The sequence below is a fragment of the Leptospira koniambonensis genome, assembly GCF_004769555.1.
Lineage (GTDB): Bacteria > Spirochaetota > Leptospiria > Leptospirales > Leptospiraceae > Leptospira_B > Leptospira_B koniambonensis.
The window spans coordinates 791,292-804,941 of the sequence record NZ_RQFY01000004.1; the positions used below are offsets into that span (position 1 = coordinate 791,292).

The 13,650-nt window shown below is 38.8% G+C and carries 14 protein-coding genes; 5 read left to right on the forward strand and 9 right to left on the reverse strand.

All coding sequences use genetic code 11. From position 1 onward, the window contains the following. Positions 1-2 precede the first annotated feature (2 nt). The gene (locus tag EHQ52_RS07770) at positions 3-1,574 is read left to right on the forward strand and encodes a hypothetical protein (protein WP_135614639.1); all 1,572 of its coding nucleotides are present in this window, start codon (positions 3-5) and stop codon (positions 1,572-1,574) included. On the opposite strand, the gene recR is transcribed toward EHQ52_RS07770, so the two are convergent. Genes recR through EHQ52_RS07790 form a run of 4 tightly spaced genes read right to left on the reverse strand, consistent with a single transcriptional unit; the run spans position 1,571 to position 4,481 of the window. Further along, on the reverse strand, positions 1,571-2,164 hold the full coding sequence (recR, locus tag EHQ52_RS07775) for a recombination mediator RecR (RefSeq protein ID WP_135614640.1): 594 nt from the start codon (positions 2,162-2,164) through the stop codon (positions 1,571-1,573). The two genes, EHQ52_RS07770 and recR, sit on opposite strands and share 4 nt — an antisense overlap. Continuing rightward, positions 2,157-2,504 (reverse strand): YbaB/EbfC family nucleoid-associated protein, encoded by a 348-nt coding sequence (locus EHQ52_RS07780; protein ID WP_086447627.1) that lies wholly within the window; start codon positions 2,502-2,504, stop codon positions 2,157-2,159. Before EHQ52_RS07780 ends, recR begins: the two co-directional genes overlap by 8 nt. Positions 2,505-2,513: 9 nt before the next feature. Then, positions 2,514-3,962 carry a DNA polymerase III subunit gamma/tau gene (dnaX, locus tag EHQ52_RS07785; protein WP_135614641.1) on the reverse strand — a complete coding sequence of 483 codons (1,449 nt, stop codon included), beginning with the start codon at positions 3,960-3,962 and terminating at the stop codon, positions 2,514-2,516. 60 nt (positions 3,963-4,022) lie between these two features. Further along, complete coding sequence (locus EHQ52_RS07790) at positions 4,023-4,481, reverse strand: nucleoside deaminase (protein WP_135614642.1); 459 nt, start codon at positions 4,479-4,481, stop codon at positions 4,023-4,025. Between the two features lie 73 nt (positions 4,482-4,554). Here EHQ52_RS07790 and EHQ52_RS07795 point away from each other — a divergent pair, with 73 nt between their 5' ends. Continuing rightward, positions 4,555-6,159 (forward strand): anti-sigma factor antagonist, encoded by a 1,605-nt coding sequence (locus tag EHQ52_RS07795; RefSeq protein WP_135614643.1) that lies wholly within the window; start codon positions 4,555-4,557, stop codon positions 6,157-6,159. Here the strand turns inward: EHQ52_RS07795 and EHQ52_RS07800 are convergent. Both EHQ52_RS07800 and EHQ52_RS07805 read right to left on the reverse strand, forming a co-directional pair. Then, on the reverse strand, positions 6,156-6,368 hold the full coding sequence (locus tag EHQ52_RS07800; RefSeq protein ID WP_162494896.1) for a transcriptional coactivator p15/PC4 family protein: 213 nt from the start codon (positions 6,366-6,368) through the stop codon (positions 6,156-6,158). The two genes, EHQ52_RS07795 and EHQ52_RS07800, sit on opposite strands and share 4 nt — an antisense overlap. A 117-nt stretch (positions 6,369-6,485) precedes the next feature. Then, a complete protein-coding gene (locus EHQ52_RS07805; RefSeq protein WP_135614644.1) occupies positions 6,486-7,418 on the reverse strand; it encodes a ferredoxin reductase domain-containing protein in 933 nt (310 codons plus the stop codon). A gap of 257 nt (positions 7,419-7,675) precedes the next feature. Here EHQ52_RS07805 and lpxD point away from each other — a divergent pair, with 257 nt between their 5' ends. Next, complete coding sequence (gene lpxD, locus EHQ52_RS07810) at positions 7,676-8,728, forward strand: UDP-3-O-(3-hydroxymyristoyl)glucosamine N-acyltransferase (RefSeq protein WP_135614645.1); 1,053 nt, start codon at positions 7,676-7,678, stop codon at positions 8,726-8,728. 413 nt (positions 8,729-9,141) lie between these two features. On the opposite strand, the gene EHQ52_RS07815 is transcribed toward lpxD, so the two are convergent. The 3 genes from EHQ52_RS07815 to EHQ52_RS07825 all read right to left on the reverse strand — a co-directional run bounded on the left by EHQ52_RS07815 (position 9,142) and on the right by EHQ52_RS07825 (position 12,882). Further along, complete coding sequence (locus EHQ52_RS07815; RefSeq protein WP_279638299.1) at positions 9,142-10,335, reverse strand: multidrug effflux MFS transporter; 1,194 nt, start codon at positions 10,333-10,335, stop codon at positions 9,142-9,144. A 31-nt stretch (positions 10,336-10,366) separates the two neighbouring features. Next, on the reverse strand, positions 10,367-11,980 hold the full coding sequence (locus tag EHQ52_RS07820) for a long-chain fatty acid--CoA ligase (RefSeq protein WP_135614646.1): 1,614 nt from the start codon (positions 11,978-11,980) through the stop codon (positions 10,367-10,369). A gap of 185 nt (positions 11,981-12,165) precedes the next feature. Next, the gene (locus EHQ52_RS07825) at positions 12,166-12,882 is read right to left on the reverse strand and encodes a hypothetical protein (protein WP_244244819.1); all 717 of its coding nucleotides are present in this window, start codon (positions 12,880-12,882) and stop codon (positions 12,166-12,168) included. 123 nt (positions 12,883-13,005) lie between these two features. Here EHQ52_RS07825 and EHQ52_RS07830 point away from each other — a divergent pair, with 123 nt between their 5' ends. Next, positions 13,006-13,272 carry a metal-sensitive transcriptional regulator gene (locus tag EHQ52_RS07830; RefSeq protein ID WP_135614647.1) on the forward strand — a complete coding sequence of 89 codons (267 nt, stop codon included), beginning with the start codon at positions 13,006-13,008 and terminating at the stop codon, positions 13,270-13,272. A gap of 142 nt (positions 13,273-13,414) precedes the next feature. Further along, positions 13,415-13,645, forward strand: coding sequence for a YgaP family membrane protein (locus tag EHQ52_RS20410; RefSeq protein WP_135614648.1), 231 nt, complete (start codon positions 13,415-13,417; stop codon positions 13,643-13,645). The last annotated feature ends 5 nt before the right edge of the window (positions 13,646-13,650 follow it).

The following is a 13,650-nucleotide window of genomic DNA, read 5'->3' on the forward strand; positions in this document are numbered from 1 at the left end:
TCGTGTTGGACTCTCCGTTTCAAAAGATCCGAATTCTCGCCCTAGTAATATTTATCTTTGCTGGCGTTTCCATATCTGCTCAAGAAGTGGAGGAAAAAACAAAAATAGATTTTCAAGGAAACTATAGGGTCCGTGGTTTCAATTTAGGAAGAGATATTTATACCTCCAGACAAACACCAGTAACTCCCTATAATCGTACTGATTTTGTTCAGCAATACAATAAAGACACGCTTACCAAATACCAAAACGAATTAGCCGCAAGAGAAAAAGGTTATTCTAGTACTCTCAGTCCTCAGAAAGAAGATACAACCTACTACGATACAAGGATGACTTTGAATATGAACTTCTCCACTTCGAAATATTTCGAAGCATTGGTAGGTGTTCAAATAGGGGATATTATTTTTGGAGGAAGAGGAGTTAATCAGAGTTCTAACGTAGGGCCTGGACAAGGGGGAGAAGCTTCCTTCAGTTCCGCAGTGAATATGCAGACAAACTTTCTTTATCTCAACTTTAAATTACCTGAGAAAAGTTTTACTGCGAGGGTTGGTCTTCAGCTTTTCACTTCTGCTCAAGGTAGAGTTGTGTTTGTTCCGGGAACAGGAGTAAACTTAACTAAGGACATTAGAGATTGGAATACTACGATAGAAGGCGGTTGGTTCGTAGCAAAACAGAATAATCTTACCGACTTGGATAAAAACCAATTTGCAGATAAAAATTATCAAGGCTCTAACGTTTATTTTTATAAAATTAAGACTAGCTTCTTCAATAATGCTAAACATGAATTGTACAGCTTTTATCTGGATGATAATCTAAGAGATATTCAGGATGTAAATGGTGTGTATGGATTGGTTTCTAGGACCAGTGATGCGAGCCAATTGTTCTGGCACGGTTTATTTAACGAATTCAATTTTTCTGATTTTACATGGACTATCCACGGTATTTACAATCACGGAACCGTTAAATCTTTGAATCCGTACAGAGATAGTGACGGTAATGAGATACAACAAAAGTACGACTTATACAAGATCAAAGGTGGATTCTTTGATACACAATTATCTTATCGTTATAATGAATCCATAAGTGTGACCTCGATGATTTCCGGTTCTACTGGGCGGCCAGGTTATGAAAAAGACGGTAGCAGGTCCAATTTACATGGGAATGGTTATCGAACTTTGTTCCCAGGATATTCACTTTCCAACATCGCGAATGACTTTACGGGAGGTTATGCACTATTCTCAGGTAGAGATATGAGTGGTCTTTATGAGTATGGGATTTTTACCGATATCGTTTTATCTGGTCCTTTGGTTTTGACTTTAGGTTATTATAGATTATATGGGACAAAGTCTCCTCTTACGGATAATAATAGATTTTACAATGAGGAAAACTTCTATCATACCTCCGCATACTTTGGTCAGGAATATAATCTGAACTTAAGATGGAGTGCATTCAGAGATATGCAGATACTTTTACGTTCCGGTTATTTTGTAGCAGGGAACGGATTAAAAGCTTATTTAGATACAACCCAAGGAACAATCTTAAGAGAGTTGTTCGTCACTGCAGAACATAGATTTTAAAGTTTGAGTCTGGAGCGGATTGCTCTTCCTAAGGTGTATTGGTCAGCAAGTTCGATGGAGCCGCCCACCGTAATACCGTAAGCGATCCTAGTAACGGAAACATTAAAATTCTTTAATTGATGATTTAGATAATCCGCTGTTGCATCCCCTTCTAATGTAGGGTTGGTCGCGACTAAAACTTCTTTTAGATCTTCTGGTTCTATTCTGTTTAAAAGTTCTCTGATGCGCAGATCTTGAGGTCCAACACCTTCTAAAGGAGAAATTACTCCGTTCAGGACATGGTATCTTCCTTTGAATTCACCAGTATTTTCTATAAAGAATACATCTTCAGGTTGTTCTACCACGCAAACAGTGTGACTGTCTCTTTTTTCGGAAAGACAAAGATCGCAGATCTCTTCTTCTGAATAGGAACCACACCGAGAACAGAAACGGATCCTTCCTTTTACTTCTGATAAACTTTGGATGAATCCGTTAAAAACTGCAGGGTCTTGTCTTAATAAATGAAAACTAATGCGGTATGCACTTTTTTTTCCGATCCCAGGAAGAGAAGAAAGTGCGTTTACCATTCCTTCGATTAAATGTTCAGCCAAGGTTGCCGCCGAATAATTTAGAAATTTCAGAAAGATCTAATCCGCCAGTAATTGATTTTAATTCATACTCTGCGGCTTGTTTTGCTTTTTGGATGGCATCGTTTGTTGCTGCCATGACTAGATCTTCTAACATTTTATTATCTTCTGAATCGAATAATGCGCGATTGATCTTTACGTCTACGATCGCTCCATCTCCGGTAGATGTGACTTGCACCATTCCAGCGCCAGCGTCGCCCATCACTCTTAGGTTGGAGATCCTCTTTTTGATCTCTTCCATTTTACCGCGCATTTCTCCCATCTTGGAAAAAATTTCGGATGCGTTCTTTAGATTTTCAAACATGGCTTATACCTAGGATCCCAGCTTGGGTACTTTGGAAGGATCTATATCCGTTCCTAAAAATTCGTTTTTGAAAGATTTTTCCCATTCAGCATCTTCAGAAGAAACACCTTTAGCCAAATCTTCTAGAGACGAGAGTGGTCCTGGTTTTTGTTCCTGAGGAATTTCCTTCTTCTCGTTAGACACGACTGGAGAAGGAGTCGGAACTGGAGTTTGCACTTCTTTAGGCGGCGTAGGAGCTTGTTTTTTAGGAGTTTCGAATGCTACGGATGCTGAGACGGAATCTTGGTCTTGTATCATCAGTATGAGATGATTGATCCTATCTACAAGTCCTGCAAGACTAGGTTTGGCTAGATCTTCTGTAAGTTTTTTGATCTGGATCTCTATGAAAATTTTAATCTCAAAAGAGTTTCTTAAACGAAGAGTTTTAACTCTTTCAAATAATTCGAAAAGACGGAAAGAAAGTTTGTTTAATGCGATCGGATCTACAGATTCAAAATCCTTTCTCATTTTGATTAGATCTTCTCGAGGATAATTTACTGATTCGGAATCAGCCGCAGAATCTTTTACTAAACATAAAGTGTGAGTGAACTCAATCGAATCCCAAAGGAATTTGTATATATCCTGGCCTTCTTGGTATAAGCTTTCAATGATCTGTAATGACTTAGAAGAATTTTCAGCATCTACTAGGCTTTTGATAAAATCGGATAAAAAATCGATCCCATGATAACCGATCATTTTTCGGATCTCGGAACCTAAGAGTCGATTGTCAGTAAATACAAGAGCTTGCTCCATAAAGGAAAGCATGTCTCTCACAGAACCGTCGCCCTTTTTTGCTACCCAAAACAATCCTTCTGAATCGTATTTTGTGTTTTCTTCCTTACACAAATTTTCTGCATAATCTTGAAGAACAGATAAAGGAACTTTCTTAAAGATAAAGTCTTGGCAACGGGATAGAATGGTCTCTGGAATTTTATGATACTCAGTGGTAGCTAAAACGAAGACCACATGAGAAGGAGGTTCTTCCAAAGTTTTTAAAAGTGCGTTGAATGATTGGTCAGTAAGCATGTGCACCTCATCTATGATGTACACTTTGTACTTACCACCCATCGGAGTGAATTTTACGTTATCTCTAAGTTCTCTGATATTTTCAATACCACGGTTACTCGCAGCATCTATCTCAAGAACATCCCCTGAAATACCTTTAGTGATCTCCTGGCAAGAATCACATTGGTTACACGGCTCATTATCGATTGGATTTTGGCAATTGAGTCTTTTTGCGAAAATCCTAGCGATTGTAGTTTTTCCTACACCTCTAGGTCCGAAAAAAATATACGCATGACCTATCTTTCCGGACTTAACCGCGTTTTGTAATGCACCGATCGCAAGATTCTGATGGATCACATCTTGGAATCTTTGGGGGCGATATTTGCGGGAGAGAACTTCGTGATTTCCGGCCATATGGTTGTAATTTTACCAGATAGCATGGGACAAGAAAGAAGGAAAAGCCTAAAAGTCCGTCTAATTTCTCTTATCTTTGAAGAAAGTTTTGAATAACTCTGTGGTCGTTTTTGACTTAATTAGTACAAGTTCTGGAAAAAAATTTCTGCTATAGATCGTTTCAAGAGGAAGTGAAGAAATCCCTTCTCCCAATTTTGCAGGAACCAGATATGCTACTTTAGGGATTCTAGAAAGAAGAATAGAACCTCCACACATCAAACAAGGCTCAAGCGTAGTAAGTAGGATACAATCTGTGAGATATCTTTCCTTGCAGATCCGTTTTGCTTCTGAAATCGCAAGAACTTCGCTATGTAAGGAAGAATCTTCAGAAATTTCCACTGAGTTGAAAGCTTCACAGACAAGACTTCCGTTTTTGTAAATTTGTGTGAAACTAGGGATCTCCTCCGAATTTTGAGTTCGAATTTCCGCAAATCGGTCTAAAAAAACCTTAAGTAACGGCTCTATAATTTCTTGGCTCATTTTCGGTTTCTATTTCCGTTTCTCTTTTAAATTCTTCTTGCTCTTAGCGTATGTAAATGGTTTTTTCTAGCGCATGATTCTTTCGGCCAAATTGATGAGACCGGCCGGTTCTTCCGCAAAGACCAACACTCTACTTGTACGTTTAAATTCTCCTACGGGACCCGCTTCCGCGCAAAGACAACCTCTAGTTTTAGGTTTAGCCTTGGACAGAAGTTGGTCCATGAAAGGAAGTAAAATGGATTCTGTGATCCAGGCTTCTTCTTCCTTGGTCAATTGGTTGACCCGTCGTGATTTTTTAACCGCTGTTGCTTACGCAGAAGACGTCCAGGTCATCCAACCTCTAGTTCCTCTGGCCGAAAAAAATTCAGTCATTCACAGATTGAATTCTATCCAAGTGGGTACTTCTACCAACCTAAGTGGTGGATGGCTTCATGTTCTCAGAACATTAGAATTACATCCGATTGCTGATGGTTATAAACGTGTTATTCTTCTTACTGATGGAAATCCAACATTAGGAATTAAGGATCCTGTTCAGTTGATCCAGATTGCAGCTGATGCTTATAAAAAAGGGATCAGCACAACTGTAATCGGTTTCGGTAACGACTTCAACGAAATACTCCTAAAGGAGATCGCAGAATCTGGAGGAGGAAATTTCTATTATGTAGAAACTCCTGAAGAGACTGGAGATATTTTCTTCAAAGAATTCGGAGATATTGGGACCTTATACGCTCAATCCATAGAACTCAAAGTAGATTTTCCGAAAGGAATAGATTATCTGGATTTAGTTTCAGAAGTTTCTTCTTACCAAGAACCTGACCCCGAAGAGACAGGACGTACTAAAACATTAGTTTTAGAAGTTGGAGATATGAGGGCCGACGATGTAAAAAGTCTGGTCGTTCAACTTCGCCCAACCAAAAAAGATACACCTCCTAATATTAATATTTCTGCAAGTTATTACGAGTTAACAGATGGTGCTAAGCTAGAACAAAAAACTATAGATATTCCTTTGGATTGGAACGATGACTCTGCGAAGGAGGATGCAGACGTCGTTGTCGAGGCTACTATCGCTAAAACCGGAAAAGGTTTAAGAAAAGCCGGAACACTTTTAAAAGAAGGTTATACGGATGAATCGATAGCGCTCTTAAACGATCTCATTAAAGAAATTAACGAAAAAGAAGAATTAGCTCCCGAAGTTTTACAAACTCTTGGCTTTAGAGTAAGTTCTTTAAAAAATCGGATCTTAGAAAATTCTCCGACTGCAGCAAAACATTTGGTGGCTTCTGCTTCTGAACTGCAGTACGGAGCGATGGAAAATTTCCCGGACGATGGGGTGGAATACCACGATCAGATCTATGCGTATCGTACAAATGAAGATATAGATCTTTATAGATGCCCTGAGATCAAAACAGCGATCCAAGAAAAGATGAAAGAAGGTTACAGATATATCGTATTCAATCTGGCCAAATCTTCTTATATAGATTCTTCTGCGATTGGTATGTTGATACAGGTCGCAGGCTGGCTTCGAAAAAGAGGCGGAGAATTGATCGTAAGTAATCTAAGATCTTCCGTTAAAAAAGTATTCTCGATCACTCGATTGGAATCTCATATTCGTGCTTCTGAAACAGAAGAAGAGGCCCAAAGTTTACTAAAGGCCTGGATAGAAAGTAAGGCGGTTTAGCTTAAAGAGCTTTCCGCCGCAAGTATTGCATCCTTTACTTCTGAGTATAATCCAACCGGGATCGCTATCCCTTTTTGAGTAGGTTTGTATTCGCCTTCGCTATCTGTGTACCAAACTCTTAAGTTCAGATATTTATTTCCTTTAAATTCTGAAATTTCGACTCGGATGATCTCACCTTTGCCTTTATCAATATCTCGGATTACGCTCATAGTTTTCCCTTCCTGACGGCAAAAGACTAAATTCCCGGTTTTGGATTTCCAGTCGTTTTCCATAAAAAAAGGCCCCCAGTTGGGAGCCTTTTACTTAGAAAAATTTTAGAAAATGGATCAGTAGGTTTCCACGAATAATTGGTGGGCGCCTTCCAGATGATGTTTATATTCTTCGTAAGTTCCGGAGTTTCCGTCGATCTTTTGGATTTCTTCGATTACTCCTTTTTCCATTCCTTTCGGACCACCGCAGATATAAAAACGTCCTCCAGAAGAGAGAACTTTTTTCACTTCTGCTTCTAACATTTTAACTCTGTGAGAGATATACATTCTTCCGCCGTCGAAAGGATTGTTTTCTTCTCTAGAGATAGCAGTTACTAATTTGAAATTCGGGAACTTCTGCTCTAATCCTCTGAGATAGTCCATCATTACTAACTCGTCGGAGTAAGGAGCTCCGTATACGAGAGTTACATTACCGGTGAAGTTGATAAGTTTGTGCTCAAGAAGTTCTTCGCTCATTCCAACAAATGGAGCAATACCAGTTCCAGTTGCGAGGAACATGATGTCTCCGGAAAAGTCAGAGCTTGGAAGAAGGAATTTTTTTCCGGAAGGTCCAGTCATCACTACTTCGTCACCTTCTTTCAGATCACAAACGTAGTTAGAGCAAACTCCTTTGAATTGAACATTTCCATCTGCATCGTAAACATTATCTCTTTTGATAATGAATTCGATTGTATCTTCTTTCATTCCGAAAGAATAACTAGGAGAAGCGATTGAATATAAACGAACTGTATAAGCTGCGTCCGCAAGTCCCTTTGCTTTTTTCTCAGGGTCTTCTCCAGGAGGAATGATACCACCGGATTGTCCGATTAAATATGGGTACTGGCTATGATCGATAGCTATAGTAATTCTATGAATTAATGATTCGCCTTCTTTTTTAGGTCTTTTACCTTTTCCAGTTTCTGGAGTAAGAAGTACATTACTGATAACCTTAGCTTTCAGCGGGCTTGATTTTTTGAATATATTGATTTGCGGCTCTCTAACGGGCTTCATAGGCGGGCTGGATCCTGGTGTCGATTTCTAATGTATTACAGATTTTTTTCAGAAGCTAATTCGTCAAACGGGATATTTCTATAAGAAGAAGTGCCGTTCCTCCGTATTATGTCTTCTTTATCTTTAATTCGCATATAAGTCTTAGTCTTAGATATTCATTGGTTTCTACGAGTAACTCATTCTGAAATTTGGGATAGATCCGAATTCGATCCACCGATACGTTGGCAGATAATAAAAGTCTAGAAAAGAGGGTCTTAATGGCTAGATATACCTTGGAAGAACTGGCTTCCAAAATTTCCGGAGCAAAAATAGAAAATTGCGCGGACCCCAAAAAAGTTCAGGTGGAATCTGTTTCTCCGGTTAACCCGGGAGTTACGAACAGCATTAGTTTTCTCGCAAATAAGAAGATGTTAAATGAGGCAAAGAAGACCGCTTCTAGTATCGTACTAACTACTTCTGAGTTCGCAAAAGAATTAGAAGTACCTTGTCTGGTTGTAGATAAACCGGATTTGATACTCGCTCAGATTTTGGATCTGATCTATCCTCCTCACAAGTTTGAAAACAAAGTAGAAGAGAATGCATACGTTCATCCTAAAGCAAAGATCGGTAAAAATTGTTATATAGGGAATTTTGCGTCCGTTGCGGAAGATGCTGAGATCGGAGATAACGTAATCTTAGAAGACGGAGTTCGTATCGGAAGAGGCGCAAAAGTCGGAGAAGGTTCACATATAGGACCGAATAACGTGATCCACCACGGGGTCATCATAGGAAAAAGATTTAAGTCTTTCGGAAATTGTACTGTAGGCGGAGACGGATTCAGATTTGTATTCGCAAACGGTAAACATAATAAGATCCCTCAAGTTGGAACAGTAATTGTGGGTGATGATGTAGAGATGGGTTCCAATAGCGCGATCGATAGAGGCGGTTTGGAAAATACAATCATTGGAGATGGATGTAAATTTGATAACCTAGTCCATATCGGTCATAATTGTGTATTAGGAAAAAATGTTGTGATTGCTGGTTATACAGGTGTTGCAGGCTCCACTACAATCGGAGATAATTGTACCATTGGTGGCGGTTGTGGTATCGCAGATCACCTTAGCATCGCAAGCGGAACCATCGTGGGTGGCGGAACTTCTGTCAGAAATACTCTTTCAAAGCCGGACATCTATGTTGGTTGGGACTATGGATTGACTTTCCCTGAATTCCAAAAGCTCAGAGTGAATATTAAAAACGTGGTCAATTTCCAAAAATGGGCCAGAAGAATAAAAGCTATTGAATCTAAACTTGGCCTTAACGCCGAGGAGTAAGGCTTTCTCCAAGGGGACCCTATTAACCTTCTTCGCTAAAAGTGCTTAGAACGGAGATTTGACAAGGTCCCAAAATCTTCCCGAATTATGTCCAATAGGCTTGACATGGTTCGGAGAAGGTTCAATTCTTCGCCTTATCCCAATCCGGAGGCTAGCCTTGAATACCCGACCCAATACTGAGGTCTTGGACCAAATTCCAAATTCCCAGATTTCCGGGCGGGACTTTCCTCAAATAAATAGATTAGGAAAGTTGTTGGATTCTTATGCGGATAATTTGCTGGAGCCATGTTCTTCGAAAGTGGTGCTTATCAGCGAGTTAAGATACACCCGCAATTAAACAGAAAACAGATCTTTGATAAGACCCGAATTCTCGGGTCCTTCATTCCTTCTTCTTATTTCAATCACAAAGAATATTAAGATTCTTTAATTTTCTTATGGGTTTTTCCTAAGAAGAATAAACAAGCCAAAGACATTACGCCGGACATAGACATTACTGTGATCATTGGATAAGCGCTTCCGTCATGAAGAAGGCTGACTGCTGCAGTAGAAACTGCACCGAATACCATTTGTAATGCACCCATTAAAGCTGATGCACTTCCCGCATTTTTAGAAAAAGGAGCCATCGCAAGTGCAGAAGCATTTGGAACAATTAATCCGAACGCACTCACCAAGAAGAAGATCAAAACAAGCATAGGAATAAATCCTAAGCCTAAAATTTCGAAAATAATAAGCAAAGAACAAAGTATTAGATAAGAATAACCTACATACTTCACAATAGTAGCTGCTTCGAATTTTTTGAGAAGAATACGATTGATCTGACTAGAAAGGATCAAACCGAAAGCATTAAATCCAAAAAGATAGCTATACTCAGTTTGAGAGAGCCCATTCAAAACCATGAATACAAATGGAGAACCAGCTATATATGCAAACATCACAGATGCAGAAAATCCAGAGCTAAGAACGTATGTTTTGAAGATAGGATTTGAAAATACTTCGATATATTCTTTGATCACTGGAGCTATCTTAAGAGAGATAGAAGAGTCTCCACCTTTGGTATCTTGGAAAACCAATAGCGATCCAAAAAGCATCAAAGTAGAAATACCAGTTAGAGTAAAAAAGATCCAATTCCAACTAGCAAACTGAAGAAGAAGTCCTCCTACAGTAGGAGCAAGTATAGGTGCGATTCCCATTACTAAAATGATCTGAGAAAAAACTTTTGCTCCTTCATGAGGAGAGAACACGTCTCTTACGACTGCTCTTGGGATAACCATTCCGGCACAAGCACCTAAAGATTGTAAAAAGCGGAAGAATATTAATGAATTAACTGAATTCGAAAATCCGCAAGCCAAGGAGCTTACGATGTATAATATAAGACCTACGAGTAGAGGAATTTTACGGCCGAAACGATCAACGATTGGTCCGTAAAATAATTGTCCGAAAGAAATTCCGAAAAAGAAACTAGTTAACGTTAGTTGCACGTCTGAGATCGGGGTCCCAAGATCTTTCGCGATCTCATTCATACCTGGAAGGTACATATCGATCGAGAAAGGTGCAATTGCAGTCAATGCCCCAAGTATTAGGATTAAAGTGCCGTTAGATTTACTCACTCTCCTAGAATTGGATGCGAATACTAGAGGTCTATTCTTCTAATTCTTTTCTTAGAATTTTCTTATCGAACTTACCTACACTGGTTTTTGGGATCGCAGAAACCGACCGAATATCATCTAGCTTAGGCAATTGCCAGTGAGCAAAATTATCTTTGAGTCGATCATGTATTTTTTTCGGATCTACTTCTTTACCTTCTACTGGAACTACAAATATAACTGGAGCTTCGTCTCTGACTGGATCTTTTCTTCCTACAACCGCTGCTTCTAATACATCCGGATCTGCCATGACTAGGTTTTCCATATCAACAGAAGAGATCCATTCTCCTCTGGTTTTGATCAGATCCTTTTTGCGATCTGTGATCTGCATGTAACCATACTCATCCAAAACAACAACATCTCCTGTGCGGAACCAACCATCGGAAGTAAAAGATTCGGAAGATTCTCCACTTTTATAAGAAGCGGCAATCCAAGGTCCTCGTACTAAAAGTTCTCCTGGAGTTTTTCCATCTTTAGGAACATCTTTGCCATTATCATCGATTGCCCTGATCTCTACACCCGGAACAGGCACACCTTGTTTGGCTCTATAAGAATATCTTTTATTGTCATCCAAGTTTTTCATAAAACCACGAAGATGAGAAACGGTTCCAACGGGAGAAGTTTCTGTCATTCCCCAAGCATGAAGAATGGAGATCCCAAAATCTTTTTCGAAACCTTCGATCAAACCTCGAGGTGCGGCAGAGCCCCCTACTACCATTGTATGAAGTTTCAAATTATATTTAGTTTTCTTTAGGTGTTGGTAGAGAACATTCCAAACTGTAGGAACTCCAGCAGTTAATGTAACTTCTTCCGATTCTAATAATTCCGCGAGAGAAGCACCCAAAAGATGTTTTCCGGGAAATACTAACTTACATCCGGTCATCACTGAGGCGAAAGGAATTCCCCATGAATTTACATGGAACATTGGAACTACAGGAAGAACAGTTTCTGCTTCTCTTATACACAAAGCATCTCCCATACAGATGGACATTGAATGTAAATAAGTAGATCTATGAGAATAAACTACCCCTTTAGGATTTCCAGTCGTTCCAGAAGTATAACAAATCCCAGCGGCTTCGAACTCATCTATAGGTTCGAAATTTTCTACCCCATCTCCTGTTTTCAAAAAATCATCATACGAAATTGCATTTGGAAGATTTGGAAATGGAACATTCTCCTTATCATCTATAATGATAAACTTTTGCACACCATGGATCTGGCTTAAATTCTTTTCGATGGCAGGAGCCAAAGATTTATCTACAAATATAAATTTGTCCTTAGCTTCATTAATGATATAAGTAAGTTGTTCAGGAAATAATCGAATATTGATCGTATGAAGAACTGCACGAATACTAGGGATCGCAAAATATAATTCCAAGTGAACAGAATGATTTAAACAAAAAGTAGCGATTGTTTCTCCCGGTTTTACACCTGCTTTCCTTAATGCGCTCATCAAACGAATGGTTCTTTTATAAAATTCTCCGTAAGTCAGTCTTTGGATGGAATTATCATGCCATTTGGTTACGATTTCTTTATGAGGATGAACCTCTTTCGCTCTTTTTAGAATGGAAGGCAAAACCAATGGATAATCCATCATAGTGGAACGCATAAACTTCTCCGCATAAATTGTCGGGCCAAGATTATTGCACTGAATTACTTGAGGTCAAGAAGAATCAGAAGAATTCTAAATTGTTTTATCTCAAAACCGATCCATACGCTTTACAATCCGATGTTGGAGTTCCTACATCGCAAATTTTCAAAGTAAAATTAAACTAAACAAAGTTAGTTGAATGACTACTTGCAATAGCCAGCCATCGTAAATCCCAACTCGTAGGCTGTAAAAATTTGGATATTGGCAGCCCATGCAAGTTTAGAATCTGCATCAGTCAAATCAGAAGTGGCGGTTGTGATAGGCTTTAATATTTTTTGAGTAAATTCACAAGGAGAAACAGGAAGTCCTTGGTCCCCCTTCATATATTTTCCAAGGGAGAAGAATAGAAAATTTCTTATGATCTGAGACTTGCCCTGCACTACATTTGCGAATTTAAGATATGATCCTAAATTGGTTTCGAGCTCTTGTCTGGCTTTCAAATCCAACGGATTCTTTTTTAATTTTGCTGAAGTTGTCTGAAACCTCTTCTCCAAATCTATTCGAAGTCTTTCTGCACAAAAGTATTCTGTTCCTTCTTTGGCATTTAAGGTCTCGTACTTGATCCGATAATATTCGAGTCTTCCATCTTTGTTCAACAGAAGATGTTTTCCTTCTCCTGATTCTGGAACATACACGATCTGTCCGGTTAAGTACGTTTCTCGGATATTCTGTTCGGATATTTTATATAAAGTATCCAACATGATTTGTTCATTTTCAATAGTAGCTGTTTTTTCGGAAGATAGGAACTGGATGCAGGCCTTGTTAATGTCCGGATGATCCGTATAGACCTGTTGCATTCTTTGGGCAGAACCGACGCAGGAAATTAATAAGATAGAACTAAGACTTAGAATGGATTTCATCTGAACTAATAGATCCAACAATCGGATGTGTAATCCATCCTTTTTTATTGTAAGAATGTGCGGATTAAAGATAGGTTTTAGGATAATCCTTGACATATTGATATACCATACAGGGTATATGTTATGGAATTAGATGAAATAAGAAAACAACTTACTCATAGACTGCATAGAATTAAAGGTCAATTAGATGCATTAGAAAAGAGTTTGTATAATAAAGACGAAGACTGTGAAAAAACATTAATACTACTCAAAGCTTCTAGCCAGGCCCTTAAAAAATTTGGAGAGGCTTACGTTCAGGAGTACATGGATAGATGTTTCTCTGAAAAAAAATCCTCTGCTTCTATCCAAAAAAACCTGAAAAAAGCGATTAAAGCAGCATTTTCTCTCTAATCCCTCCTTTTAATTAATTCTCTATCATTGCGTTCGGAAATATCTTTCGGACGCCTAAATTTACTCAGTCTTCTGATTTCTATTGACAATCCATATACCCCCACCGGTATATGGATATTGTATACCTAGGGGGGTATATAATATGGAGAATACAAATAATCAAAGTTGGTATTTGGAAAGGGTTTTATTCCTGATTGCGGGTACGTTCTCTTTAATCGGTCTGATCATAGCCCATTTTTTTAGTCCCTGGGGGCTGGTTCTGAATTTCTTGGTTGGGATCAATATGGTTCTTTTTTCTCTAACTGGATTTTGTCCTATGGGGTTTATTCTGACTCGATTGGGTGTTCCTAATAAATGCGGATCTGATAGGTAATTCCA